The organism is Arthrobacter alpinus (assembly GCF_900105965.1).
GTDB classification, from domain to species: domain Bacteria; phylum Actinomycetota; class Actinomycetes; order Actinomycetales; family Micrococcaceae; genus Specibacter; species Specibacter alpinus.
The window spans coordinates 680292-705810 of record NZ_FNTV01000001.1 but is presented as its reverse complement, the minus strand read 5'-3'; the positions used below and the strand labels follow the sequence as shown (position 1 = coordinate 705810).

Annotated in this window: 19 protein-coding genes and 2 tRNA genes; 2 read left to right on the top strand and 19 right to left on the bottom strand. The window is 61.4% G+C overall.

What is annotated here, in order from left to right:
• Window positions 1-2 precede the first annotated feature (2 nt).
• The 5 genes from BLV41_RS03205 to BLV41_RS03185 all read right to left on the bottom strand — a co-directional run bounded on the left by BLV41_RS03205 (window position 3) and on the right by BLV41_RS03185 (window position 6723).
• The gene (locus BLV41_RS03205; RefSeq protein ID WP_074710442.1) at window positions 3-1385 is read right to left on the bottom strand and encodes a bifunctional folylpolyglutamate synthase/dihydrofolate synthase; all 1383 of its coding nucleotides are present in this window, start codon (window positions 1383-1385) and stop codon (window positions 3-5) included.
• Entirely contained in the window at window positions 1385-4663 is a 3279-nt protein-coding gene (gene ileS, locus BLV41_RS03200; protein WP_074713079.1) for an isoleucine--tRNA ligase, read from the bottom strand. The genes BLV41_RS03205 and ileS overlap by 1 nt, the downstream gene beginning before the upstream one ends.
• Window positions 4664-4916: 253 nt before the next feature.
• Window positions 4917-5684 carry an SDR family oxidoreductase gene (locus tag BLV41_RS03195; protein WP_074710440.1) on the bottom strand — a complete coding sequence of 256 codons (768 nt, stop codon included), beginning with the start codon at window positions 5682-5684 and terminating at the stop codon, window positions 4917-4919.
• Window positions 5685-5700: 16 nt separating this feature from the next.
• Window positions 5701-6045 (bottom strand): DUF488 domain-containing protein, encoded by a 345-nt coding sequence (locus BLV41_RS03190; protein WP_074710438.1) that lies wholly within the window; start codon window positions 6043-6045, stop codon window positions 5701-5703.
• Between the two features lie 198 nt (window positions 6046-6243).
• Window positions 6244-6723, bottom strand: coding sequence for a MepB family protein (locus BLV41_RS03185; RefSeq protein WP_211481600.1), 480 nt, complete (start codon window positions 6721-6723; stop codon window positions 6244-6246).
• A 57-nt stretch (window positions 6724-6780) separates the two neighbouring features.
• Between BLV41_RS03185 and valS the strand changes: the two genes are divergently transcribed.
• A complete protein-coding gene (gene valS / locus BLV41_RS03180; protein WP_074710434.1) occupies window positions 6781-9402 on the top strand; it encodes a valine--tRNA ligase in 2622 nt (873 codons plus the stop codon).
• Between the two features lie 159 nt (window positions 9403-9561).
• Here valS and BLV41_RS03175 read toward each other — a convergent pair whose 3' ends face one another.
• The 14 genes from BLV41_RS03175 to BLV41_RS03110 form a co-directional block, all read right to left on the bottom strand.
• The gene (locus tag BLV41_RS03175) at window positions 9562-10383 is read right to left on the bottom strand and encodes an SGNH/GDSL hydrolase family protein (protein ID WP_074710432.1); all 822 of its coding nucleotides are present in this window, start codon (window positions 10381-10383) and stop codon (window positions 9562-9564) included.
• Window positions 10384-10389: 6 nt separating this feature from the next.
• Window positions 10390-11733, bottom strand: coding sequence for a UDP-glucose dehydrogenase family protein (locus BLV41_RS03170; protein ID WP_074710430.1), 1344 nt, complete (start codon window positions 11731-11733; stop codon window positions 10390-10392).
• Entirely contained in the window at window positions 11730-12875 is a 1146-nt protein-coding gene (locus BLV41_RS03165) for a glycosyltransferase family 4 protein (protein ID WP_074710428.1), read from the bottom strand. Before BLV41_RS03165 ends, BLV41_RS03170 begins: the two co-directional genes overlap by 4 nt.
• A gap of 431 nt (window positions 12876-13306) precedes the next feature.
• A complete protein-coding gene (locus tag BLV41_RS03160; protein ID WP_074710426.1) occupies window positions 13307-13933 on the bottom strand; it encodes a mycothiol-dependent nitroreductase Rv2466c family protein in 627 nt (208 codons plus the stop codon).
• 119 nt (window positions 13934-14052) lie between these two features.
• On the bottom strand, window positions 14053-15339 hold the full coding sequence (gene clpX / locus BLV41_RS03155; protein WP_044573608.1) for an ATP-dependent Clp protease ATP-binding subunit ClpX: 1287 nt from the start codon (window positions 15337-15339) through the stop codon (window positions 14053-14055).
• Between the two features lie 187 nt (window positions 15340-15526).
• Window positions 15527-16201, bottom strand: coding sequence for an ATP-dependent Clp protease proteolytic subunit (locus BLV41_RS03150; RefSeq protein WP_044573605.1), 675 nt, complete (start codon window positions 16199-16201; stop codon window positions 15527-15529).
• 32 nt (window positions 16202-16233) lie between these two features.
• Entirely contained in the window at window positions 16234-16854 is a 621-nt protein-coding gene (locus BLV41_RS03145) for an ATP-dependent Clp protease proteolytic subunit (RefSeq protein WP_074710424.1), read from the bottom strand.
• A gap of 288 nt (window positions 16855-17142) precedes the next feature.
• On the bottom strand, window positions 17143-18507 hold the full coding sequence (gene tig, locus BLV41_RS03140) for a trigger factor (protein ID WP_074710422.1): 1365 nt from the start codon (window positions 18505-18507) through the stop codon (window positions 17143-17145).
• An 89-nt stretch (window positions 18508-18596) separates the two neighbouring features.
• Window positions 18597-18669: transfer RNA gene (locus BLV41_RS03135), tRNA-Pro, on the bottom strand.
• A gap of 201 nt (window positions 18670-18870) precedes the next feature.
• Window positions 18871-18944 (bottom strand) — tRNA-Gly (locus tag BLV41_RS03130).
• Window positions 18945-19044: 100 nt separating this feature from the next.
• Complete coding sequence (locus BLV41_RS03125) at window positions 19045-20040, bottom strand: Fpg/Nei family DNA glycosylase (RefSeq protein ID WP_074710420.1); 996 nt, start codon at window positions 20038-20040, stop codon at window positions 19045-19047.
• A gap of 53 nt (window positions 20041-20093) precedes the next feature.
• On the bottom strand, window positions 20094-20567 hold the full coding sequence (locus tag BLV41_RS03120; RefSeq protein WP_044572464.1) for a ribose-5-phosphate isomerase: 474 nt from the start codon (window positions 20565-20567) through the stop codon (window positions 20094-20096).
• Between the two features lie 77 nt (window positions 20568-20644).
• Window positions 20645-21634: a hypothetical protein gene (locus BLV41_RS03115; protein WP_074710418.1), complete on the bottom strand. Its 990-nt coding sequence runs from the start codon at window positions 21632-21634 to the stop codon at window positions 20645-20647.
• A gap of 4 nt (window positions 21635-21638) precedes the next feature.
• Complete coding sequence (locus BLV41_RS03110) at window positions 21639-22679, bottom strand: DUF1648 domain-containing protein (protein WP_074710416.1); 1041 nt, start codon at window positions 22677-22679, stop codon at window positions 21639-21641.
• Between the two features lie 213 nt (window positions 22680-22892).
• Here BLV41_RS03110 and pepN point away from each other — a divergent pair, with 213 nt between their 5' ends.
• Window positions 22893-25442 carry an aminopeptidase N gene (pepN, locus tag BLV41_RS03105; RefSeq protein ID WP_074710414.1) on the top strand — a complete coding sequence of 850 codons (2550 nt, stop codon included), beginning with the start codon at window positions 22893-22895 and terminating at the stop codon, window positions 25440-25442.
• Window positions 25443-25519: the final 77 nt, after the last annotated feature.

Here is a 25519-nt window from a genome sequence, read left to right as displayed (position 1 = left end):
GGCTAGGCACCTTCCTTTTCCCCGGGCCGTCCCAGCAAGATGCGGGCCTCGGCCACCAAGGTGATGGAGCCTGTAATCAGCACACCACCGGCGAGGTCATTGTTGGATTCGGCTCGCTCAACGGCCCATTCGATGGCGTCGTCAAGCTTCTCGGAAATGTGTACATCTTCCTCAGCCCAACCCAGGTCAACTGCCATCTCAGCCAGTTCCGCGGCCGGGATCGCCCGCGGGGACTTGGACTGGGTCAGGGCGATCTCGCTGGCTTCCTCGCCGTAGGACTCCTTGATGGTGTTGAGGATTTCCTCGGCATCCTTTTCCGCCAGGACACCCAGAACTACAACGAGCTTGCTGAAGGAGAATGCTTCCTGCAGAGCGGCGGCACTGGCGGCGATGCCTGCGGGGTTGTGCGCCGCGTCCACCACGATGGTGGGCGAGGTCCGCATGACCTCCAGACGGCCGGGCGATGTCGCGGCACCGAAGCCTTCCTGAACCAGTTCCAGATTCAGTTCCTTCTCCCCGCCGCCCAGGAATGCCTCGAGTGCGGCAAGAGCGACGGCGGCATTCTGCGCCTGGTGTTCACCGTGCAGCGGGAGCAAAATACCCGGGTAACGGCCCGCGAGACCCTGCAGGTCCAGCATCTGCCCGCCCACGGCTATGGTGCGCGATTCCACGCCAAATTCCACACCTTCGAAACGGAACTGTGCGTTGACGTTTTGGGCTTTCTCCAGCAAGACCTGGGCAGCATCGGTGGGCTGGGCGGCGCTGATCAAGAACGCGCCTTCCTTGATGATGCCGGACTTCTCTTGCGCAATGAGCCCGGTGGTGTCGCCGAGAAGCTCTGTGTGATCCAGCGAGATGGGCGTGATCACAGCTACCTGACCGTCGCCTACGTTGGTGGCATCGGTGATTCCGCCCAGGCCAACTTCAATGACAGCAACGTCCACGGGCTCATCGGCAAAGATGGCAAACGCCAGGATCGTGAGGCACTCAAAGTACGTCAGGCGAACCTCGCCGGCGTCGGTGAGCTCGGCGTCCACAATGTCCAGGTAGGGGCGGATCTCATCCCAGATCCGCACAAACGTCTCATCGCTGACGGGGGCCCCGTCAATGCTGATGCGCTCCGTCACCCGGGTCAGGTGCGGGCTGGTGTACCGGCCCGTGCGCAAATCATGGGCCAGCAGGCCACATTCGATCATGCGTGCCGTGGAGGTCTTGCCGTTGGTGCCGGTGATATGGATGATGGGGAATGCCTTGTTGGGCTCCCCCATGATGTCCATGGCCCGGAACAAGGGAGCCAACCGCGGCTCCATCTTGTTTTCGGGGGCCCGGCCCAAAAGCTCGGCGTATACGCTCTCCACCGAGAAGGCGTCGTGGTCTGCAGTCATTAGGACATGCTCCGTTCAACTGTGATGGTGGTGTCAACGTCGCCCGGGATAAGTTCAAGCTTGAGCGTGAGTGTCTCGCTCTTGACCAGGTCGGCGTTGGCGTGCAGGGCATCGATGATGTCCTGCGGTGCGCTGATGATGGTGCGAACCCGGTCGCTGACGTTAAGGCCGGTGTCCTTGCGCGCCTGCTGGATGGCGCGGACCATGTCGCGTGCCGTGCCTTCAGCCTCAAGCTCGGGGGTAAGTTCCGTGTTGAGCACCACGAAGCCGCCGCCCGGCAGCATGGCCACCGCGGTGGAACCGCCGTCGTGCGCGTCGGCAACTACTGTCTCCAGCGTGTACTCGGAGGGTTCCAGGTCAAGACCGCCTGCGGTGACTACGCCGTTGGTGAGCGACCAGTCCCCCGACTTGGATCCCTTGATGGCGAGCTGAACGTTTTTGCCCAGACGCGGGCCAGCGGCACGGGCGTTGACCACGAGCTTCTGGGAGATGCCGAATTCCTCCGGGGAGGCCTCGGCGGCGTCGACGAAGCGGATGGAGCGGATGTTGAGCTCGTCCGCAACAATTGCGTTGGCGCCGTCCAATGCGGCCGCGTTCGGTGCCACCACAGTCAATTCCTGCAGGGGCAGGCGCACACGGAGCTTGGCAGCCTTGCGCAAGCTGGAGCCGGTGGAGCAGATCTGCTGGATCCGGTCCATCTGGTCAACCAGGGCGGCGTTGGCAACGAACAAGTCGGCGTTGGGCCAATCGGTCAGGTGCACCGAACGGCCGCCGGTCAGGCCGCGCCAGATTTCTTCGGTTACCAAGGGCAGCAGCGGGCCGGCCACGCGGCACACGGTTTCCAGGGCAGTGTAGAGCGCGTCGAATGCATCCTTGTTTTCGTCAAAGAAGCGGCCGCGGCTGCGACGGACGTACCAGTTGGTGAGCATGTCCAGGTAGCTGCGCAGCGAATCGCAGGCACCCGAGACGTCATAGTCGTCCAGCTTGGCCTGCATTTCGCGGACAAGGTCGCCGGTGTTGGCCAGCAGATACTGGTCCATGGGATCGGAATAGCCGTCGTAGCGCAGTTCGGCGTCGTAGCCGTTGCCACCGTTGGCCGTGTTGGCGTACAGGGTGAAGAAGCTGTACACGTTCCACAGCGGCAGGATGACCTGGCGGACACCGTCACGGATGCCCTGTTCGGTGACGACCAGGTTGCCACCGCGCAGGATGGGGCTGGACATGAGGAACCAGCGCATGGCGTCTGAGCCGTCGCGGTCAAGGACCTCGGAAACGTCCGGGTAGTTGCGCAGGGACTTGGACATCTTCTGTCCGTCGGAGCCCAACACGATGCCGTGGCTGATGACGTTGCCGAACGCCGGGCGGTCAAAGAGTGCCGTGGAGAGGATGTGCAGCATGTAGAACCAGCCGCGGGTCTGCCCGATGTACTCGACGATGAAGTCTGCCGGGTTGTGGGTGTCGAACCATTCCTCGTTCTCGAACGGGTAGTGGACCTGGCCGTAGGGCATGGAGCCGGAGTCGAACCAGACATCCAGCACGTCCTCTACGCGGCGCATGGTGGACTTGCCTGTTGGGTCGTCCGGGTTGGGGCGTGTGAGTTCGTCGATGAAGGGACGGTGCAGGTCGACTTCGCCCTCGTTGTTCAGCGGCAGGCGGCCAAAGTCGGCGTGCATCTCGGCGATGGAGCCGTACACGTCGGTGCGCGGGTATTCGGGGTCATCGGACTGCCATACCGGGATGGGGGAACCCCAGTAGCGGTTGCGAGAGATGGACCAGTCGCGGGCGTTGGCCAGCCACTTGCCGAACTGGCCGTCCTTGACGTTGCCGGGGATCCAGTTGATGTCCTGGTTCAGCTCAACCATGCGGTCCTTGAACGCGGTCACTTCCACGTACCAGGAGGAGATGGCGCGGTAGATCAGGGGCGTGCGGCAGCGCCAGCAATGCGGGTAGCTGTGGACGTAGCTGGCCTGGCGGACCAGGCGGCCGGCCTCGCGGACCACCTTCGTGATGGCTTTGTTCGCGTCGAAGACCTGCACGCCAGCGATGTCGTTGAGCGGGCCGCCTTCAAAGAGCGGCAGGAAGTTGGCGCCCTCATCGACGGAAAGAACCACGGGAATGCCGTACTGCTCGCAGACCTTTTGATCCTCTTCACCGTAGGCGGGGGCCTGGTGAACAATACCCGTACCGTCGGTGGTGGTGACGTAGTCGGCCAGCAGGAACTGCCAGGACTTGGCGGTGCCGTACTTTTCGTCGTCGGCAAAGTAGTCCCACAGGGGTTCGTACTTCAGGCCCTCAAGCTCGGCGCCCGCGTAGGTGGCGGTGACGGCGTCGGTTGCGGCAGCAGCGTCGTCGTACCCGAGGTCCTTGGCGTGGGCTCCAACCAGGTCGGCGGCCAGCAGGAACTTCTCTGCCGTTGCGCCCAGCGAGACCCCGTTGGGTCCAACGGGAACGACGGCGTAGCTGACCTTGGGCCCTACGGCGAGGGCCTGGTTGGTGGGCAGCGTCCAGGGCGTGGTGGTCCAGGCGATGGCGGCAACGCCGGCAAGCTCCTGGGAAAGCGCCGATTCACCGGCGAGGATCGGGAAGGTGACGGTGACTGTCTGGTCCTGGCGGTCCTTGTAGACGTCGTCATCCATGCGCAGCTCGTGGTTGGAGAGGGGCGTCTCATCCTTCCAGCAGTAGGGCAGCACGCGGTAGCCGTTGTAGGTCAGGCCCTTTGTGTGGAGTTGCTTGAACGCCCAGAGGACGGACTCCATGTACTCGACGTTGAGCGTCTTGTAGTCGTTGTCGAAGTCCACCCAGCGGGCCTGGCGGGTCACGTATTCCTGCCATTCGCCGGCGTACTTCATGACGGAGGAGCGGCAGGCGTCGTTGAACTTGTCGATGCCCATGGCCTCGATCTGGGCCTTGTCAGTCATGCCCAGCTGCTTCATGGCTTCCAGCTCGGCGGGCAGGCCGTGCGTGTCCCAGCCGAAGCGGCGCTCAACGCGGCGACCGCGCTGGGTCTGGTAGCGGGCCACAAGGTCCTTGGCGTAGCCGGTGAGGAGGTGGCCGTAGTGTGGCAAACCATTGGCAAAGGGAGGGCCGTCATAGAAGACAAACTCGTTTGACCCGTCAACCCCGGCATCGCGGGCGTCAACGCTGGCCTGGAAGGTGCCGTCTTCATCCCAGTATTTCAGGACGAGTTCTTCCACCTTCGGGAAATTCACGGAGGAGGGAACGTGCTTTGATTCGGCGTGCAGGCCGGCGGCGGCAGAGGCCTTCGGGAAGTGGGTCATCACATCATCCTGGTTGTGGGTGTTCATGTTCAGGATGCAAGGACGGCTTGCGCCGCGGTACCACCTCGCTTACCGACCCCGTTTTTACACAGGTGCGGCCGCTCATTAGCTGCTGTGACGGGCTTACCCGTCCGGTTCTACTGGCACCTTTTTTGAAGGTGCGTTCTTCCGGAAGCTCACCGGTGATGGCCGGGTCAACGCTTTGTCCCTTATTCTACGGGATGCGCGCCATTGCGGCGCGCATCCTTGCGTATCAGCGGCGAATCAGTTTGTGGGCTGCGGCCTGAGCCACGGGACGCAGAACAATCTGGTCAAGGTTGATGTGGTGCGGAAGCCCCACGGCGTAACCCACCACACCCGCTACGTCCTCCGCGGTGAGTGGCTTCTCCACGCCCTGGTACACCTTGTCCGCGGCTTCCTGGTTGCCGCCCAAACGGTTGAGTGTGAACTCTTCTGTGGCGACCATTCCGGGCGCCACCTCGATGACGCGGATGTTGTTTTCAGCCTCTTCCAGGCGCAAGGCACCTGTCAGGGCGTGCTGACCGAACTTGGCTGCGCTGTATCCGCCACCGCCTTCGTACGTTGTGTGGCCGGCGGTGGAGGTCAGGTTCAGCACGGTGCCGTAGCCGTGTTCACGGAGTGCGGGAAGGAAGGCCTTGAGAACCTTCATGGTGCCCAGCACGTTGACCCGGTACATCCATTCCCAGTCTTCTTCCTGGGCGTTGGCCACAGTGTCCACACCGCGAGCGCCACCGGCAATGTTGATCACGGTGTCCACTCCGCCCGACTGGGCAAAGGTGTCGGTGGCAAAGGCGCGAAGGCGTGCGACGTCGTCGTCCTTGGTGATGTCTGCGGCGAACGGCGTGGCGCCGGTGTCCTGGGCCAGGTGGGCCAGCCTGTCTTCGCGGCGGGCCACGGCAATCACGTTCCACCCGTCACTGCGGAGCTGGCGGACGGTTGCGGCCCCGATTCCGGAGCTGGCGCCTGTGACAATTGCATTCTTGGAGGTATTTTCAGCCATGCAACAAATGTAGCGGCTATGCGGCGCTGTTTAGGAAGTCGAGCAGAACGGCCGCCTGATTTTGCGCAGGATCCTTGGCCCCGTAGAGCAGCGCCACCCTCGTGTGGCTGTCAATGATCCCGCGCAGCTGCTGCAGGGCCGGGTTGCCCTTGAGTTCAGCGGTGTAGTCGCGTTCAAAGGTGCTGAAATGCTCAGGCAGGTGTCCAAAAGCATTCCGGACCTCTGTGCTGGGCGCGATTTCCTTGAGCCAGAGGTCAATGGTGTCCTTCTCGATGCCACGCGGCCACAGCCGGTCAACCAGGACGCGGTACTCCCCAGATTCCGGCTCCTCATACACCCGCAATATCCGCACTGTGCCCATGACCGCATCTTAGCCCTGCGCCTAGCCGTCCCTGGATGAAACCGTGAACTTATGCGTCAAATCGGCCGCCAGTTCTGAGCATATGTTCAGTGGACTGAATTTATGCGCTGAACTCACATTGGGTTCTGCGCATAGACGTTTACGCGCAGAACCCGGCACGAGTTCAGCGCATAATTTTCGGAGGATCCGGTGGCCGGGTCAGGCTGCGTACAGCTCCCTGACCCGCGCCACACCGGCATCGTGCGGCAGGAAGTACTCGCATTGCCACGTCTGGGTGCGCCGGGCCTGGACGCTGGTGGTCTCAACGTCGGGCGGGTAGACCCGCATGGCTCGTTTGCCGCCCTTCCCCTCGATGGACACCACCCCGTGGTGGGCCAAGGTATCTGCCGGGAACACGAACATTCCCAGCCCCGCTCCTTCGCCTGCCTGTATGACAAACAGGGCAACACCGTCGGACATGTCAAAGGGGCGGATGGGACCCTCCACCGAACGCTGCCAGAGCGTCACGAACTGCCCAACTTTGGTGGGTGTGGTCTTGGCCACGCGAAACACGGCCGGGCGCCCGCCAAGCGTCAATGTGTGAGCGCAATAGTGGGAACTTTCCGGCTCGAGGACCGCATCGGCCCACACCAACGCCGCTTTGTGCCACTGTTGCTGCGCGCTTTCAGGTATTTTCACGGGCACCATTGTCCTGCAGAATCCTGCTTCCGGGGCAACTCATGAAAGAATTGCCGCATGGCTGAAAACATTCCGGGCACAGACACGCCCGCACCCACCACAAGCAACGTTCCCGACAAGCCCGTTTTGGAGGGCCTGGAAGAGTCCCTGACCAAGCGCTGGCTTGACGAAGGAACCTACAAGTTTGACCGTGAGACCACCCGGGAGCAGGTGTACTCCATTGACACTCCCCCGCCCACGGCGTCCGGTTCCTTGCACGTGGGCCACATGTTCTCCTACACACAGACCGATGTGCTGGCCCGTTTCCAGCGCATGAACGGCAAGAACGTCTTCTACCCCATGGGCTGGGATGACAATGGCCTGCCCACCGAGCGTCGTGTGCAGAACTACTTCGGTGTTCGCTGCGATCCCACATACACCTACGTTGACGGCTACCGCCCGCCGGCAACTCCGGCCAAGAACCAGCGTGATTTCGATGTTGTCTCACGCAAGAACTTCATCGAGCTGTGTGAAGAACTGGCCGTTGAGGACGAGAAGGTCTTTGAGCACCTCTTCCAGACCCTGGGCCTCTCCGTTGACTGGGATCTTACATACCGCACCATCGATGACCACTCCCGTGCAGTGTCCCAGCGAGGCTTCCTGGAGAACCTGAACCACGGCGACGCCTACATGGCAGAGGCTCCCACACTGTGGGATGTCACGTTCCGCACCGCTGTTGCCCAGGCTGAACTGGAAGACCGCGAAGTTGCCGGTGCGTACTACCGCTACCCGTTCTTCGCCGAAGACGGCACCAAGATCTACATCGAGACCACGCGTCCCGAGTTACTGGCAGCCTGCTCCGCCCTGGTGGCCAACCCCGACGACGAGCGCTACAAGCCGCTCTTCGGCAAGAAGGTCACCTCCCCCTTGTTCGGTGTTGAGGTTGAGGTCCGCGCCCACGCGTTGGCCAAGGCCGACAAGGGCTCCGGCGTCGCCATGGTCTGCACCTTCGGTGACCTCACCGACGTCACCTGGTGGCGCGAACTGCAGCTTCCCACCCGCGCCATTGTTGGCCGTGACGGCCGCATCCTGGGCGACACCCCCGAGTGGATCACCACCGAGGAAGGCCGCGCCAACTACGCAGCCATCGCCGGCAAGACGGTCTTCAGCGCCAAGGAAGGCGTGGTTGCCATGCTCAGCGAGGCGGAGCTGCTCGACGGCGAAGCCAAGAAGATCATGCACCCCGTGAACTTCTTCGAAAAGGGCGACAAGCCCCTCGAGATCGTGTCCTCCCGCCAGTGGTACATCCGCAACGGTGGCCGCGACGAGGACCGTCGCGAGAAGCTGATCAACCGCGGTAAGGAAATTGAATTCCACCCCGCGTTCATGCGCTCACGCTACGACAACTGGATCTCCGGCCTGAACGGCGACTGGCTGGTTTCCCGCCAGCGCTTCTTCGGCGTGCCGGTTCCCGTTTGGTACCCGCTGGATGCCGACGCCAACCCGGACTACGATCACCCGATCCTGCCCACCTCGGAAATGCTTCCCGTTGACCCCGCCGCTGATGCTGCCCCGGGCTACACGGAAGATCAGCGCAACGCGGCTGGCGGCTTCGTTGGTGACGCCGACGTCCTGGACACCTGGGCCACCTCCTCCCTGACCCCGCAGATTGTGGGCGGTTGGAGCCAGGATGAGGACCTCTTCGGCAAGGTTTACCCCTTCGACCTGCGTCCCCAGGGCCACGACATCATCCGCACCTGGCTGTTCTCTTCCGCCGTGCGCGCCGACGCCCTGCAAGGCAGCGCACCGTGGAAGCACGCCGCCATCTCGGGCTGGATCCTTGACCCGGACCGCAAGAAGATGTCCAAGTCCAAGGGCAACGTGGTGGTCCCAACCGACGTGCTCAACGACTTCGGCGCCGACGCTGTCCGCTACTGGGCAGCATCCGCCAAGCTCGGCGCCGACACGGCGTATGAGATTGCGCAGATGAAGATTGGCCGCCGCCTGGCCATCAAGCTGCTCAACGCATCCAAGTTCGTGCTGAACCTGGGCGCAACCGAGGCCAATGTGGTCGCCGCTGACAACGCCGTTCTCACGAACCCGTTGGACCGCGCTGTTCTGGCGCAGCTGGCAGAAGTTGTCCGTGCCTCAACCGCCGCCTTTGAAAAGTACGATTACGCCCGCGCCTTGCAGCTCACCGAGAGCTTCTTCTGGCACTTCACGGACGACTACGTTGAGCTCATCAAGGACCGTGCGTATGGCGCCAGCGGCGACGAAGGACAGGCCTCCGTGCTGGCCGCCCTGGCCACCACGTTGGATTCCCTGCTGCGCTTGTTCGCACCGTTCCTGCCGTTCGCGACGGAGGAAGTGTGGAGCTGGTGGCGTGCCGGTTCGGTTCACCGCGCACCGTGGCCTTCAGCTGTTGCCGTGGACGACGGCGACACCACCTTGCTCGCGACTGTCGGCGATGCCTTGAGCGGCATCCGCAAGGCCAAGTCCGAGGCCAAGGTCAAGCAGCGCACGCAGGTTGTTTCCGCCACCGTCACCGCCGGCGAGGTTCAGGCCGCGCAGTTGACAGCTGGTTTGGGTGACTTGAAGGCAGCCGCCAACGCACTGGAGCTCACGGTTGCCGTGGGCGACGACGAACTCACCGTGTCCGACGTCGTGCTGGCGTCGGCCGAGGAGCCGGCACAGGCTTAAGCTTCGGCGAAAGCACGGCTGTGGCCGCCATCCAATTACGGGTGGCGGCCACAGCCGTTTCCAACGCTCGCTCACATCCGGGGCGTTATTGGACAACGCTCCTGCAGCGCGTGAGCGAGCGTCCGTGAAAAATGGCCCACAAGTGAGCGAGCGTCGGGGTTAGCTAGGGCGATCGGGGATTTTTCCGGCCAGCTTCTTCAGGCCCTTCTTCGGCGGGACCCGGACCGGTTCGGGCCATCGGGGGCTCAGGGAATCACCCAAGGTGGTCCCCCGGAGTTTGCGGGCAAACATGGGCAAGACCCACTCCGTGACCCACGCGTGCTGCTCCAATGCCCATTGTTTCGCGGTAGGTGTCGGTGCCCGGTGTTTCGTCTTGTGCCTGATCTCGTGTGGCACCTCGAGGATGTCCAGAACCCTGGCAGCCAAGTACCTGTGCCCTGCCTTGGACATGTGGAGCCGGTCCGGTCCCCACATGCGGGAGTTCGCGTAGACGGAGAAACTGGCATAGTCCACCAGCATGGCACCGTGCTTCGCGGCGATGAGCCGGACGCCGTCGTTGTAGGCATGGTTCTTGCGGCGCAGCGGCCCCAGGATGGGCGAGACCTCCACGTCATATCCGGTGAACAGCACCAGCGTGGCTCCCGATTGAGCCAGCCCTGCCACAAGGCGTTCGTACTCACTGAGGATGTCCGCAACCTTGGTGCCAAAATCCATGACATCATTACCACCGGCATACAAGGTGATGAGTGTGGGCTCCAAGGCGATGGCTGGTTCCAATTGCTCCGCGATGATGTGTCTCAGGCGTTTGCTGCGGATGGCCAGATTCGCGTACTCCCAGCCGGGACTGTCGCGAGCCAGCCCCTCTGCCACCCTGTCTGCCCATCCCCGGACTCCATTGGGCCTGCTCTTGCTGGGATCGCCCACTCCCTCAGTGAAGGAGTCGCCCAGGGCAATGTACCGGCCCGGTCCTGGATCAATCACGGGACGTTAGACGGCGGCCCGCGACGGGGCACTAGTGCCCACGCCAGCGCGACCAATCCCGTGGTAGTCCCAGCCGGCTTCCTGCCATGCCGCCGCGTCCAGGGCGTTGCGGCCATCCAGAATTACCGGCCGGTGAACCAGCGTTGCTGCGCGGACTGGATCCAGGGACGTGAATTCGGGCCACTGCGTCAACAGGAGCACCAGCTCGGCTCCGGCCAGTGCCGCCGCCACGTCAGGTTCAAAGGCAAGCTGCGGGAATTGCAGCCACTGATTGCCGGCTGCCTGGGGATCGCTGACCGTCACGAGCGCGCCCTGTGCCGCCATCTGGGCCGCCACGTCAAGGGCCGGCGAATCGCGGATATCGTCAGTGTGTGGCTTGAAGGAGGCCCCCAAAATTGTGACGCGCCGCCCCGCCAAGGAGCCGCCGCAGAGACGCGCGGCGGTCTCCGCCGTCCGGTAGCGTGCGTCGGCGTTGATGCCGTCCACGAGCGAGAACATTTCATCGAGGGAGTCCACGCCGTGACGTTGCGCCTGTGCCCGGAACGAGCGCAGGTCCTTGGGCAGGCAGCCGCCGCCAAATCCAATCCCGGCGTGAAAGTACTTGCCGCCGATCCGGTCATCGTGCCCCAACGCTTGGGAGAGCTGTACGACGTCGGCCCCTGCCTGTTCACAAAACTCACCGACCGCGTTGATGTAGGAGAGTTTCAAGGCCAGGAAGGCGTTGGCGGAGACCTTGATGAGTTCCGCCGTGGCATAGTTGGTGACCACCTTCGGCGTCCCGCGCTCCAGCAGGGGTGCGTAAACGGCGTCGAGCATGGCACCGGCTTGGGCCCCCGGCTCACCATCGGCAACTCCATAAACCAGCCGGTCGGGGACAAGCGAGTCATTGACGGCGGTGCCCTGCCGCAGGAATTCGGGATTCCACGCCAGCGCGGCCCCCGTTGGCGCGATCAAGGATCCCACGACGACCGCGGTCCCCACCGGTACCGTGGACTTGCCCACCACCAGGGCGTCCGGGCGCAAGTACGGCAGCAATGAGTCAATCGCGGCCAGCAGGAAGGACAGGTCAGAATCGTTGGCCGTCTTCGATTGTGGCGTGCCCACGCAGAGGAAATGGACCTCGACGTCGGCGAGATCGGCAGGGTCAGTGGTAAACGCGAGGCGGCCGCGGGAGTGTCCTTCGCTGAGCAATTCGGCGAGGCCGGGCTCATGGAACGGCGCCACGCCGGAAGAAAGCTGTGCGATACGCGCGGCATCAGTGTCGAGGCCAATCACGTCATGACCCATATGCGCCAGCGTGACCGCATGCACTGTGCCCAAGTATCCAGCACCGATAACCGAAATTTTCATCTGATTCCTTTCAGGGCGGCCGGTAGCCGCGGGTGGTCTGCAATGGCTTGGGAGTAAATGTCCATGAGTTGTTCGCAGACAACATGCCAGCTGCGTCCCTGCACCTGGTGGAAGGCTGCTGCACCGAAGGCCGTACGTTTGGCCTCATCCCCCATGAGGTCCAGGACGTAGTCCCGCAATTGGAGCAGGTCCCCCGGTGCGTAGAGCCAGCCCGTGCGGGACGAATCGACCAGATCAACCGGTCCCCCACGACCCGTGGCTACCACTGGCACGCCGCAGGCCATGGCTTCCTGGATTGTCTGGCAAAACGTCTCAAGCTCGCCAGGGTGAACAAACAGGTCAAAGGAGGCCATCGCGGAGGCGAGCTCTTCGCCACCGAGGAAGCCGGTGAAGTACGCGTTGGGCAGGATTTGTTCCAGGTATTCGCGTTGCGGCCCGTCCCCGACAATGACCAACTGGGTGTCTGGGATGGAGGCCAGAACGGCAAGATCCTCGACCTGCTTCTCCAGGGCAAGGCGACCTACGTAGCCAATGATTTTCTGTCCCTGTGGCGCCACCTTTTGGCGGAACACAGCACTGCGCTTCTCTGGGTGGAAACGCTCCGTGTCCACACCGCGGCGCCATAGTTCAATTCGGGGAATGCCGTGGCCACGCAACTTCTGCAGCGAATCCGTTGAGGGGACCAGCGTCTTGGTGGCGGCCGTATGGATTCGTTCCACCCGCTGCCAGGCCCAGTTTTCCAGGAACGGCATGCCATATCTGGCCGCGTATCCGGGGACATCGGTTTGGTAGACAGCTACCGAGGGAATGCCCAGCGCAGACGCTCCCCTGACGGCACGCCAACCCAGAACGAAAGGAGACGCCAGGTGGACTACATCCGGGTTGAATTCGGCCAACAGGGTCTTTACCCGGGCGACTCCACCAACGGCTATCCGAATGTTCCGGTAACCGGCTAAGGGAACTGCCGGCAGTCGCCTGACAGTTGCCCCCTCCACCAGACATGGAGCGTTTTCAAGCGTGGATGGGGCGATGACCAAAACCTGGTCCCCGCGCGCATCCAGATGTTGCAAGATTTTCAGCAGTGAATGGGTAACCCCATTCATCTCGGGCAGGAACGATTCAGCAACGATGGCAACCTTCACGCTTTAACCATGACCGCCCAAGATTGCCGTCGCGGGCAAATGTGGGAACGCGGCGGTGAAGAGTTGGTGAACTGCTGCATCACGAGGATCGGGTTGTTTTTGGGCAAAGGGGAAGCCCCATCGGCTAATTGCCGTCGGTGGGGCTTCGACTTTCATGCCGCGGGTGACGTTCGCAGCCTGATGGGTTCTAATGATTTTCAGGACTTTTCACCGCGTCACCGGTGCTAATGAACCCTTGCGAGCGTCCCGTCGAAACGGTGCTCATTGATCGAAGGGGTTCAGTCTCTGAAATTTTTAGTACCTATCAGCCCGTTCCTTGGCGGATTGGGTAAGAACAAGTATGCGCCTGTGTTTCGGCAAGAGCAAGGGCGGGTGGGTAGAATTCTCAAGAATTTTTCCCACCCGCCCTTGGCCTTGCAAATCACTGTTTTCTAGCCGAACTGAGGGTCCTCTGTGCGGCTGCGCTTGATCTCAAAGAAGTACGGGAAGCTGGCCAACGTTACTGTTGCATCCCATAGTTTGCCAGCGTCTTCACCGCGCGGAATGCGGGTGATGACGGGCCCAAAGAACGCGGTCCCGTTGAAGGCCACGATGGGGGTCCCAACATCCTGGCCAACCTTGCTGATGCCTTCTGCGTGGCTGGCGCGCAGTGCCACATCGTATGAGTCAGTCGTGGCAGCGGAGGCCAGTTCTGCCGGCAAACCGGTCTCGGCAAGGGCCTTGGCGATAACGTCGGCCAGGTCCTTGTTTCCGTTGTTGTGGATTTGCGTGCCCATGGCGTCGTACAAGGGCTTGATGACTTCTTCGCCGTGCTCTTGAGCGGCTGCAATGATGACACGAACGGGTCCCCATGCCTTGGCTATGTGCGCCTTGTAAAACTCCGAGAGGTCTTCCTTGTTCTCGTTTAGCACGGAGAGGCTCATGACGTGCCAGTTCACCTTGATATCGCGCACCTGTTCCACTTCGCCGATCCAACGCGAGGTTACCCAGGCGAACGGGCAGGTGGGGTCAAACCAGAAATCGGCCGTTTCGGCGGCGTTCAAAGCAGTTTCAGACACGTCAATTCTCCTTGGTAGAGCATGGATTCCAGCTACGGACGGGGACAAAGCCCAACAGTTAGTCCAACGGCACCGGACTGAAAACTATTCCGGGCACCGTGGACAGCCAACCGTTTGAATTAGGCGGACTTGTTCCGTCGCTTGGCAACAACCTCGTGCGGGATCAGGGTGGGCTCGGCCCGCTTGCCCACAACATCGGCTGTGATAACCACGGTAGCGATGTCTTCCCGGCTCGGCAGATCAAACATGACAGGCTGCAGAACCTCTTCGAGGATGGCCCGCAGGCCACGAGCACCAGTTCCCCGGTCCAACGCCAGCTCGGCAATCGCGGCAAGGGCCTCTTCATCAAACTCAAGCTCGACGCCGTCGAGCGTGAACATCTTCTGGTACTGCTTGACCAGGGCGTTCTTGGGTTCGGTGAGGATCTGGATCAACGCCTTGCGGTCAAGCTGCGTTACGGTGGTGATGACCGGCAGGCGGCCAATGAATTCCGGGATCAGGCCGAACTTGAGCAGGTCCTCGGGCATGACGTCGGCATAGCTGGCCTCTGACTGCTTGAGAGCGCTGAGCGGGGCACCGAAGCCAATGCCCTTCTTGCCAGCGCGGGACCCAATGATGTCTTCCAGTCCGGCGAACGCACCGGCCACAATGAAGAGCACGTTGGTGGTGTCGATCTGGATGAATTCCTGGTGCGGATGCTTCCGGCCACCCTGCGGCGGAACCGAGGCAACCGTGCCTTCGAGAATCTTCAGCAGCGCCTGCTGCACGCCCTCACCGGATACGTCACGGGTAATGGAGGGGTTCTCTGACTTGCGCGAAATCTTGTCGATCTCGTCGATGTAAATGATGCCTTGTTCGGCCTTCTTGACATCGAAGTCTGCAGCCTGGATGAGCTTGAGCAGGATGTTTTCCACATCTTCGCCCACGTAGCCGGCTTCGGTCAGTGCGGTGGCATCGGCGACGGCGAACGGAACGTTCAGGCGTCGGGCCAAGGTCTGTGCCAAGTAGGTCTTGCCACACCCTGTAGGGCCCACGAGGAGGATGTTGGATTTTGCAATCTCAACTTCGTCATGAACACCCGTGGAAATGGTGTTGCTCTTGACTGCGTGGCCGGATTGGATGCGCTTGTAGTGGTTGTAGACAGCCACAGCGAGCGATCGCTTGGCCGGTTCCTGACCAATGACATATTCCTGCAGGAAGTCGAAGATTTCCCGTGGTTTGGGCAGTTCGAAGGCGTCGAGTTCGGCAACCTCTGAGAGTTCCTCGTCGATGATTTCGTTGCAGAGTTCAATGCACTCATCGCAAATGTAGACGCCTGGGCCGGCAATCAGCTTGCGGACCTGCTTCTGACTTTTGCCACAGAAAGAGCACTTCAGCAGATCGGTGCTTTCGCCCATCCTGGCCATTGATGTGTCCTTCCGCGACTAACTCGCCGGTGGCGAAATTACCCTAAACCTGATGCGTCCCAGAGCTGTTGCAAGGAACGTCCTACAAACTAGTTTCCACTCTAAGCCACCGCATGGACATTGAGTGGAAGATAAACGCCGGAACAAGGGGTTTTCCTCCCTTGTTCCGGCATTTATTGACGCCGAACTAGCGAGTGATCGCTGCCGGCTTGATCTTGCGGGGTGCCAGAACCTCATCGATCAAGCCATACTCCTTGGCCTGAGCTGCCGTGAGGATGTTGTCACGCTCGATGTCGTTGCTGACCTGTTCGGGCGTACGGCCCGAGTGATCGGCCAGGGTGTTCTCCAGCCATTCACGCATGCGCATGACCTCGTTGGCCTGGATCTCCAAGTCGGAAGCCTGACCGCCCTGGCCACCGGAAAGAGCCGGCTGGTGGATCAGCACGCGGGCGTTCGGCAGGGCCAGACGCTTCCCGGGGGCTCCGGCGGCGAGCAGCACAGCTGCGGCCGAGGCAGCCTGGCCCAGGCAGACTGTCTGGATTTCCGGGCGGATGAACTGCATGGTGTCGTAAATGGCCGTCATGGCCGTAAACGATCCACCGGGAGAGTTGATGTAGAGGGTGATGTCACGATCGGTGTCATCAGCTTCCAAGACCAGCAACTGTGCCATGACGTCGTCGGCCGAGGCATCGTCAACCTGCACGCCGAGGAAGATGATGCGGTCCTCGAAGAGCTTGGTGTACGGGTCCTGGCGCTTGAAGCCGTAGGGTGTGCGCTCCTCGAACTGAGGGAGCACGTAACGGCTGGAGGGAAGGTTGCCGGCAGTGTGGCCAAATGCTGTGCTGCCAAAGTTGTAAGTCATCGGTTTGCTCCTGAAATCTTTTTCTTCGGCTTTTACTTTGCGTTTGTTCCGCCGCCACCGGCAACGGATCCTGCGTGACGGGCGATCTTGTCAAAGAATCCGTATTCCAGGGCTTCAGCCGCGGTGAACCACTTGTCACGGTCATTGTCGGTGAGGATCTTTTCCACCGTCTGGCCGGTCTGCTCTGCAGTCAGCTCGGCCATGACCTTCTTCATGTGCAGGATCAGCTCGGCCTGGATCTTGATGTCCGACGCCGTTCCACCAATTCCGCCGGAAGGCTGGTGCATGAGGATGCGTGCGTTGGGAGTCGCGTAGCGCTTGCCCTTGGTGCCCGAGGAGAGCAGGAACTGGCCCATGGAGGCTGCCAGTCCGGTGGCTACGGTTACCACGTCGTTGGGGATGAACTCCATGGTGTCGTAGATGGCCATACCGGCCGTTACGGATCCACCGGGTGAGTTGATGTAAAGGTAGATGTCCTTCTCAGGATCCTCAGCCGAGAGCAGCAGCAGCTGCGAGCAGATCAGGTTGGCGTTGTCGTCACGAACCTCTGAGCCCAACCAAATGATGCGTTCTTTGAGCAGGCGGTTGTAGATGTACTGGTCCGAACCGGACGGGTCCGCGCTAGCCATCGTGGGGGTGGTGTGCTGTGCCATGGTGGGTTTACCTCTCCTTCGTGTGGCTCGCTGAGCATGCCCAACGTGACCATCACTAATGTTCACTACTTGGACAGTAGCCCTTTTTGGAGACGCTTTGGCGCCCATCAGTACACTGTTCGCTGTAGGCGCACGATCCCCGAAGATCCGCCATGGTGGGGAATAAAACGCCATTGGCGTGGCAGCGTGAAGGGCGCCATCAATGGCAAACAAAAAGCCGTTGCCGGGCCCTTCGAAAAGGAACCGGCAACGGCTTTTGAATCTTGTTTACCCTGTAAAGGGAAGCAATTAGATGCGGACTTCGCCCGGATCGGTCACTGCTGTGGGCTCGAGAACCTCGTCCTCGGAAGCAATTTCTTCTTCGGAGGCAACGGAGACGAAGTCAGTCAGGTCAACTGCTGCACCTTCGGAGTCCTTCACAACGGCCTTGCCCAGGACTGCGGCAAGTGCCTTGCGACGGCGAACTTCGCCAACGATCATGTTGACCTGGCCCGAGGAATCGAGCATCTGCGCGAACTGGTTCGGGTCCATGCCGTACTGGCTGGCGGAGGAGACGATGTAGTCGATCAGTTCAGCCTGGCTGACGCTGACTTCTTCCTTCTCGGCGATAGCGTCGAGGATGATCTCGTTGCGGAAAGCCTTCTCGGTGTTTTCCTTGACTTCCGCGCGGTGCTCTTCGGAGTCGTGATCTTCACCGTGGGAGTTCTCGGGGCGGAAGTGCTGCTCGAGCTGCTCGGCAATGACGGATTCCGGAACCGGAACCTCTACCAATGAAACGAGCTTCTCCAGTACCTTGTCGCGGGCTTCAACACCCTGCTCAACAGTCTTGGACTCTGCAGCCTGCTTGGCCAGGTCTTCCTTCAGTTCGGCGATGGTGTCGAACTCGGAAGCCAGCTGAGCGAAGTCGTCGTTTGCCTCGGGCAGTTCGCGAACCTTCACGGAGGTGACCTTGACGGTGACCTGAGCTTCTTCACCTGCGTGCTCGCCGCCGGCCAGCTTGGTGTTGAAGATTGCTTCTTCGCCGGCGGACAGGCCGGTTGCAGCCTCGTCCAGACCGTCAAGCATGTTGCCTGCGCCGACCTGGTAAGAAAGGTCAGCAGCTGAGTCAACCTCTACGTCGTCGATCTTGGCATCAATGTTGATGGTGAGGAAGTCACCGTCAGCTGCCGGGCGGTCTTCAACCTTCAAGGTGCCGAAGCGGCCGCGCAGCTCGTCAAGAGCCTTGTCGGTATCTTCCTCGGATGCCTCAACAGCTGCAACCTCAACCTCAATACCGGCGTAGTCCGGCAGTTCGATCTCGGGGCGGATGTCCAGCTCAACCTGGAACTTGACCACACCGTCGGTGCCGGACGGGTCCGGAACTTCGGTGATTTCAACCTCGGGGCGGCTCAACGGGGTGAGCTTGTTCTCGACAACAGCTTCCTGGTACCAGCCGTTGAGGCCGGAGTTGATGGCCGTTTCCAGGACGTAGCCACGGCCAACACGCTGATCGATCAGTGTGTTGGGGACCTTGCCCTTACGGAAGCCAGGCACCTGAACCTGTGTGGCAAGTGTCTTGTAGGCCTCAGTGATGCTGGGCTTCAATTCCTCAAAGGAAACCTCAACATCGAGCTTTACCCGAGTGGGTGTGAGGTTTTCGACAGCGCTCTTCACAGCGTGGTACTCCTGATGGTCTGTTGATGGATGTATAGGCCCAGCACATAGGCAGTCACTGACCAAACGTGAACCGGATAATGCTGAAGTCGGGGCGACAGGACTCGAACCTGCGGTCTCCTGCTCCCAAAGCAGGCGCGCTAGCCACTACGCTACGCCCCGTAGTTGCCCGAGACAGTCTACGGGCAAAAGTTGCCAGATGCACAATCGGCCCATCCGGGGCGGAGCCAGGCGGCAGCATCAGGCGCCAGCGTTGTCCATTTCCGTGTACGACGGCGGCCCAACCTTGCGCTCCATGCTCACCCGCGGCCAGGGCTGGGGAAACAAAAAATCCCCAGTCAGAAGACCGGGGATTTCTTAATTTGGAGGGGGCGACGGGAATCGAACCCGCGTCATCAGTTTGGAAAACTGAGGCTTTACCATTAAGCTACGCCCCCAGATATGGGGATCATTGTGGGCTTTCGCCGGAACAACTCCGTAACAATATCAACCACTTTGCCGATCCTGCAAATCGAGCGCCACCGAGGCCAAGACCGGCTAATGTCTCTGGCAGGAGGGGCACCAATAAAGTTTCCGGCCGCCAAGCTCCTTCATGGCGATAACTGTTCCGCAGTGCCTGCAGGGCAGCCCATCACGCTTGTACACGTAGTGGGAATCTTCTACGGGAACATCGTGATTGGGCCGCAGGTGCCCGTCACTGGCGAGCAGCCCGTGACCCACCTCCTGGCCAACTCCGGAGGGCCTGTCAACGAGTTCAGTCGTGATGATGCGCCCATCGCGGACGCCGTCGCCCATGACCCGGGCAATGTCCTCCCACATGGCAAGGGTTTCCTCTTGCTGCAGGCTCCTTCCCGGCAGCATTGGGTCCAGACCCAGCCGGAACAGCACCTCGGCCCGGTACACATTGCCAACCCCTGCCAGCACCTCTTGCTTCATAAGTTGCACGGCAATAGCGGTGGAGCTTTTACGAATGCGGTTCACAAACTCCTGCGCATCGTGCTGCAAATTGTTCAGTGGATCCGGCCCCAGTTTGCGACGCAGGGCAACAGACTCGGCGGGCGTGATGACCTCGCACGCGGTTGGCCCGCGCAAATCTGCCCATCCGTGGTCCGAGACGAGGCGAACGCGAACGGCGCCCTTAGGCTCGGGCGGGCCGGTGTAGTCCCCACGCCCTCCCCCGGCTTGCAAGCTCGCCGCGGTGCCCTCGGACGCGTGGACCAACCCAGGATCCGCAGCCACTTCCCGCTCGCCGATCCGCCGTGGTGCGCCAATGCTGGAGGCCCCGCTAAAGGTTGAGTCGCCCCCAAAATCCCAGGCACCATAGAGCCCCAGATGAACGCGCATCACCAGATCGTGTGAGAAGTACAGGAACATCTGCTTGCCGTGAGCCTCGGCGCGTTCCACCACGTGCCCATCCAGCAAAAGCGCACCTGCGGCAAACTTGCCCTGCGGGCTGGAAACAGCCAGCGCGGCACCACTAAAGACGTCACGAAACTGCCGGGCCAAGCGGTGAACCGAATGTCCCTCAGGCATCGGTCACACCGCCTGGTCCCGGCAGCAACAAGTATTGATTGTTCAAGGAGAAATTACTCGACGATCTCGCCCGTGGTCTCGTACGTGGCGATCTTGCCAATGCGGCGCACATGGCGTTCGGCGTTGCTGAAAGGCTCCGCCAGGAACGCTTCGATGATGCTGGTGGCTTCTTCCACGCTGTGCTGGCGCCCGCCCACTGCGATCACGTTGGCGTCGTTGTGTTCGCGGGCCAGCGTGGCTGTGGAGTGGTTCCACGCCAGCGCAGCGCGCACACCCTTGACCTTGTTGGCGGCAATCTGCTCGCCGTTGCCCGAACCACCCAGCACAATGCCCAGCGCGTCAACACCGGCGGCCTGATCGGCAACTACTGCGAGCGCTGCGTTGATGCAGAAGGAAGGGTAGTCATCTTCGGCGTCGTAGGCCTGGGGTCCGTGGTCCACCATCTCGTAGCCCTTGGCGGCCAGCGCCGTGATGAGGTGAGCGCTGAGCTCCATGCCGGCGTGGTCGGTTGCGATGTGAACGCGCATGATGATTCCTTGTTCTCGAGGTAGTGACTACTGCCTCAAGCCTACCGAAGCCTGCGCCACATTAAGCCCGCCAACGGTTAGCGCGGCGCTTTCCCGGCGCGACGATTCAAGATGGTGGAGAGCTCATCGGCGATGTCAAGGGAGGGGGCGCTGAGTGCGGCCTTGCCGCCGTCGTCGAGCCGGAGCACCACTGCGGCGCCGGAGTAGCTCAGGAAAGTGGCGGAGCCGCTGTGTTTGCGCGGGCCCCATCCGCCGTAGTCTCGCGCAAGGATGTCCAGCGACACCGCCGCAGTCAGGTTTTGGCACGGCACAACGAGGACGGGAACAAGACCCAGCAGCTTCACTTCCAGTTGTGTGCGGTCCACCGTCACGGTGGCGCACAGGAGTCCGATCGCAAGGAGCGCGGCGAGAACAGTCGCCAGCAGGATCCACGGCGAGATGAGCGCCAGGAATGCACCGGGCAGGATTCCTGCCAGCAAGATCATCAAGATGACGGAACTTCTCGGGTGAAGGAAGTAGGCCAGCTTGTCGTTGGCCTCGGTGGGGTCCTCTTGGGCCTCCAGCATGTGGGCCAGGGCAAGATCGTCGGCCGGGGTCCACTGTTCATCCGGCTTGAACGTCATCGCCAGAACAATGCCCATGGCCGCGGCAAGGCCGCACCCCATGAGGAGTACAAATCCGTCCACGCGCTCGGGCGGCAATCCACCGTGTGCACCTTGACCCAAAAGCGCTGCCACAAACAGTGTGAAGGCGGATAATTGCGCGGCCATGGCCAGCCCCAACAGAACGCGCCGAAGCGTGCGGGGCAGGCTTGTTCGTGCCCCTTGGCTCCCTAGTCCAGCCCCTATCAACACGATGGCGGCAACTCCCACCGTGAGGAAGGTGGTGACTCCCACGGAATCACCGCCCCATGGGAACACCATTCCGTGTGGCAGCTGAGCACTGATCAACACACTTCCGATGATGAGTGCCGCGGCGAGCAGCACGGGGAAGATTATGGCAAACCTCAACGCGCGGGCGTCGAGGCGCCGCCCGCTGAAGGTGTTGCGATTGCCGTTGCGTGTCATGGGTTTATTTTTTCACTTTCACGTTGTGAACATAAGCGTTGACCAAGGCCATCGCTTGACCCGCCGAAGTAGCACTGGGCATGGAGATGACGAACTTTTGGTGGAAGCCAACGTCCATCACAAGTGCGGGACCACTTGCCATGATGAAACCCACGCTTCCACCATTCATGCGGTACCCCCATCCGCCATAGTCCATGGCTTTGACGTCCTCCACCGTAGCCTTGTTGATTTCCGGCCAGCTCAAGGGCATGAGTTTCCAAAACCCGGAGGCCAGGACTTTCACTCCATCCGGTCCAATGACTGCAGTCCCTTGGCAAAATACCCAGACGAGGGCTGCCGCGACAATGCCCAGCAGGGCCAGCGCGGGGATGATGAAGTACATGCTGACGGACATCACGATTCCAAGGCCAAGACTCAGAACCCACGCCCAACGCCCCGTGGAAACCTTGATCCGCAGCGTTTCACCCTGCGCGGCACGGGTCTGCGCCACTCGGGCAAGCTCTCCATTTTCCGCCGTGGCTGTTGCATTCACGGCAGCAATGTCAGGGTTTTGACTTCTTTGGATTTCGCCGGGCCGGTACAGCCACAGCACAGCTGTGCCAAATACGAAGGCGGCGGCAAGTCCTCCGGCCATGACGGGTCCGGATAGTTGTGCTCTTGAGGCGTCTGTGAGATCGAGCTGTCCGGCAACTACGGCGACCATCATTGCGGTGACGCCCACACCGAGGGCCACTCCAAAAGCGAGGCCGATGCGTGCAAGCAACAGATTTTGACTGCGGGTGGCAATTGCCAGCACTGAGATGACGGAGCTTGTCCCTGCTGCCACGGCAATGGTCATGCCAACCATGCCCCACAGCGATGAATAGCCGTCCACCTCATTCTTGCCGTTCCAGTGCGTGGCCAGCCCAGCTGGCAGCCGATCCGCCATCAAGACCATCCAGGCGGCTGCCACCACAGTAATCAAGATCGAGCCAAGCAGCGTCCCTAACAGCCATCGCTGGTTGTAAGTATTCTCCTGCGCAACACTGCGCAACTGTTGCCCCATGAAAAGCCCACTTCCCCAACTAGCCAACCTAAATTCTTCTCTCAACCCTTCCCTAGCGCCACGCGGGGCGCAAATTCAGCCTGTCTGCATGACCCCGGGACTACTTGGCAGTAGCCTAAAGGAATCAATTCACCCACCGCCGGGCACACTGCTGTTGCTGCCCTGCGGCAATGTTCAATCCGAACCCGAACGGAAGGCATCACCTTGCCTGGTATGAACCTGACCCGTGCCGAAGCCATTGAGCGCTCGGCCACCCTGACTGTCACAAGCTATGACGTCGTTCTCGACCTGACCACCTCGGACACCACCTTCGCCTCCACCACCACGGTGACCTTCAGCGCGAAGGAGGGTTCGTCGTCGTTCATTGATGCAGTGACGGACAAGGTCCATCAGGTGACACTGAACGGCGTGGAGCTGGACCCGTCAGAGGTGTCCGACGGCGTCCGCATCCTCTTGCCCCAGCTCGCCGCCGAAAACGTGCTCACAGTCAAGGCCGACGCGCTGTACATGAACACCGGTGAGGGCCTGCACCGCTTTGTGGACCCCGTGGATGGCGAGGTGTACCTCTACAGCCAGTTCGAGGTTCCTGACAGTCGTCGCATGTTTGCCGTGTTTGAGCAGCCGGACCAGAAGGCCGCGTTCACCTTCCACGTGACCGCCCCGGCACACTGGGACGTCATTTCCAACTCCCCCACCCCGGCACCACTTGCCGCGGGCGAGGGCAAGTCGACGTGGCATTTTGAGCCCACGCTGAAGATGTCCAGCTACATCACCGCGTTGATCGCCGGCCCCTACGAGAGCGTGCGCTCCGAGCTGACCAGCTCCGATGGCCGCACCATCCCGCTGGGCGTTTTTGCCCGCAAGTCCCTCATGGAATTCATGGATGCCGAGAACGTCTTCGAGCTGACCCGCCAGGGCTTTGAATTCTTTGAGAAGCAGTTCGGCACCCCGTACCCGTTCCCTAAGTACGACCAGTTGTTTGTGCCTGAGTTCAACGCTGGCGCCATGGAGAACGCCGGCGCGGTGACCTTCCTGGAAAGCTATGTGTTCCGTTCCAAGGTCACCGACGCCATGGTGGAACGCCGTGCCATCACCATCCTGCACGAGCTGGCGCACATGTGGTTTGGCGACCTCGTGACCATGCGCTGGTGGAATGACCTGTGGCTCAACGAGTCCTTCGCCGAGTTCATGTCCACCCTGGCCGCGGCCGAGAACACCAAGTACGTGGATGCGTGGACCACCTTCTCCTCGCTGGAAAAGAGCTGGGCCTACCGCCAGGACCAGCTGCCCTCCACCCACCCCATCAAGGCAGAGATCAACGATCTTGAGGACGTGCTGGTCAACTTTGACGGCATCACCTACGCCAAGGGTGCCTCCGTTCTGCGCCAGCTGGTGGCCTGGGTTGGTCAGGAAGAATTCATGGCCGGTGTGCGCGCCTACTTTGGCAAGCACGCCTGGGGCAACACCGAGCTTCCGGATCTTATGGTGGAGCTCGAAGCTGCCAGTGGCCGCGACCTTTCCGCATGGACGGAGAAGTGGCTCGAGACGGCCGGTGTCAACACGTTCAAGCCCGCTCTTGAGGTCGCGGACGACGGCGTGATCACCTCATTCTCGATCCTCCAGTCCGCGATTGCCGAGTACCCGACGCTGCGCCCCCACCGTGCCGCGATTGGCTTCTACGATCTGGCCGCATCCGGTGCAGATGCCGGCAAGCTGGTGCGCACCCACCGCGTTGAGCTCGACGTTGATGGCGCCACCACAGAGGTGCCGGAATTGGTGGGCCTGAAGCGCCCAGCGCTGATCCTGCTCAATGACGACGATCTGGCCTATGCCAAGATCCGTCTCGACGCGGAGTCACTGGCCACGGCCAAGGATCACCTGAAGGACTTCAAGGAATCGCTCCCCCGCACCCTGGTATCGGCATCTGCCTGGGATGCCACGCGCGACGGCGAAACTCCCGCCCGTGCGTACGTTGACTTTGTGCTGGCCACGGTTGGCCACGAAAGCGATTCCACGGTCATCATGGTGCTGCTGCGTCAGCTGGCCACGGCCCTGGAACTCTATGTTGCTCCCGAGCACCAAAAAGCCACGGCCATCGCCGCCGCAGATTCGCTGTGGGCACTGGCACAGGCCGCCGGTGCCGGGTCAGATGCGCAGCTCCAGTTCGTGAAGGCCTTTGCATCCCGCGCCCAGTCGGCGCAGCAGCTCGATTCCGTCCAGGGATTGCTGGATGGAAACGTCGAGTTGGATTCGCTCACCTTGGATACAGATATGCGGTGGGAGCTGCTGACCTCGCTCGTGGCGGGTGGCCGCGCCGATGCTGCGGCCATTGATGCTGCGGTTGCCCTGGATAACACCCAGAATGGTCAGTTGGCTGCTGCCACCGCCTACGCGGCCATTCCCACGGCGGAGGCCAAGGCCCAGACGTGGGAGTCAGTGGTGGTTCGCGGTGACGGCGCCAACTCCATCCAGCGGGCATCGATCACCGGCTTCGGCAAGGTCTGGGACAAGTCCCTGCTGGAACCGTACGTGGCCAAGTATTTTGCCTCTGTGCAGGGCATTTGGGAGGAAAAGTCGTACGAGACTGCATCGACCATCATCACTGGCCTGTACCCCTCCGGACTGGTCTCACAGGCCGTCTTGGATGCCACGGATAAATTCCTTGACACCTTGAGCAGTGAAACACCTGCCTTGCGCCGCTTGCTGATTGAAAGCCGCGACGGCGTGGCCCGCGCGTTGCGTGCCCAGGCCAGCGACAAGTAGCAGCCAGCGTCACTTTCGCGGCGCCGCCCCTGGTTGGCGGCGCCGCGATGTTGACTGAGCCGGTTCCGGCGGCGGCA

What these genes read in the sequence shown, in the direction of transcription:
- BLV41_RS03205 (WP_074710442.1), bottom strand. Translation starts at nt 1,385, where the DNA reads ATGACTGCAGACCACGACGCCTTCTCGGTGGAGAGCGTATACGCCGAG.
- ileS (WP_074713079.1), bottom strand. Translation starts at nt 4,663, where the DNA reads ATGACCCACTTCCCGAAGGCCTCTGCCGCCGCCGGCCTGCACGCCGAA.
- BLV41_RS03195 (WP_074710440.1), bottom strand. Translation starts at nt 5,684, where the DNA reads ATGGCTGAAAATACCTCCAAGAATGCAATTGTCACAGGCGCCAGCTCC.
- BLV41_RS03190 (WP_074710438.1), bottom strand. Translation starts at nt 6,045, where the DNA reads ATGGGCACAGTGCGGATATTGCGGGTGTATGAGGAGCCGGAATCTGGG.
- valS (WP_074710434.1), top strand. Translation starts at nt 6,781, where the DNA reads ATGGCTGAAAACATTCCGGGCACAGACACGCCCGCACCCACCACAAGC.
- BLV41_RS03170 (WP_074710430.1), bottom strand. Translation starts at nt 11,733, where the DNA reads ATGAAAATTTCGGTTATCGGTGCTGGATACTTGGGCACAGTGCATGCG.
- clpX (WP_044573608.1), bottom strand. Translation starts at nt 15,339, where the DNA reads ATGGCCAGGATGGGCGAAAGCACCGATCTGCTGAAGTGCTCTTTCTGT.
- BLV41_RS03150 (WP_044573605.1), bottom strand. Translation starts at nt 16,201, where the DNA reads ATGACTTACAACTTTGGCAGCACAGCATTTGGCCACACTGCCGGCAAC.
- BLV41_RS03145 (WP_074710424.1), bottom strand. Translation starts at nt 16,854, where the DNA reads ATGGCACAGCACACCACCCCCACGATGGCTAGCGCGGACCCGTCCGGT.
- BLV41_RS03125 (WP_074710420.1), bottom strand. Translation starts at nt 20,040, where the DNA reads ATGCCTGAGGGACATTCGGTTCACCGCTTGGCCCGGCAGTTTCGTGAC.
- BLV41_RS03120 (WP_044572464.1), bottom strand. Translation starts at nt 20,567, where the DNA reads ATGCGCGTTCACATCGCAACCGACCACGCCGGCATGGAGCTCAGCGCT.
- BLV41_RS03115 (WP_074710418.1), bottom strand. Translation starts at nt 21,634, where the DNA reads ATGACACGCAACGGCAATCGCAACACCTTCAGCGGGCGGCGCCTCGAC.
- BLV41_RS03110 (WP_074710416.1), bottom strand. Translation starts at nt 22,679, where the DNA reads ATGGGGCAACAGTTGCGCAGTGTTGCGCAGGAGAATACTTACAACCAG.
- pepN (WP_074710414.1), top strand. Translation starts at nt 22,893, where the DNA reads ATGAACCTGACCCGTGCCGAAGCCATTGAGCGCTCGGCCACCCTGACT.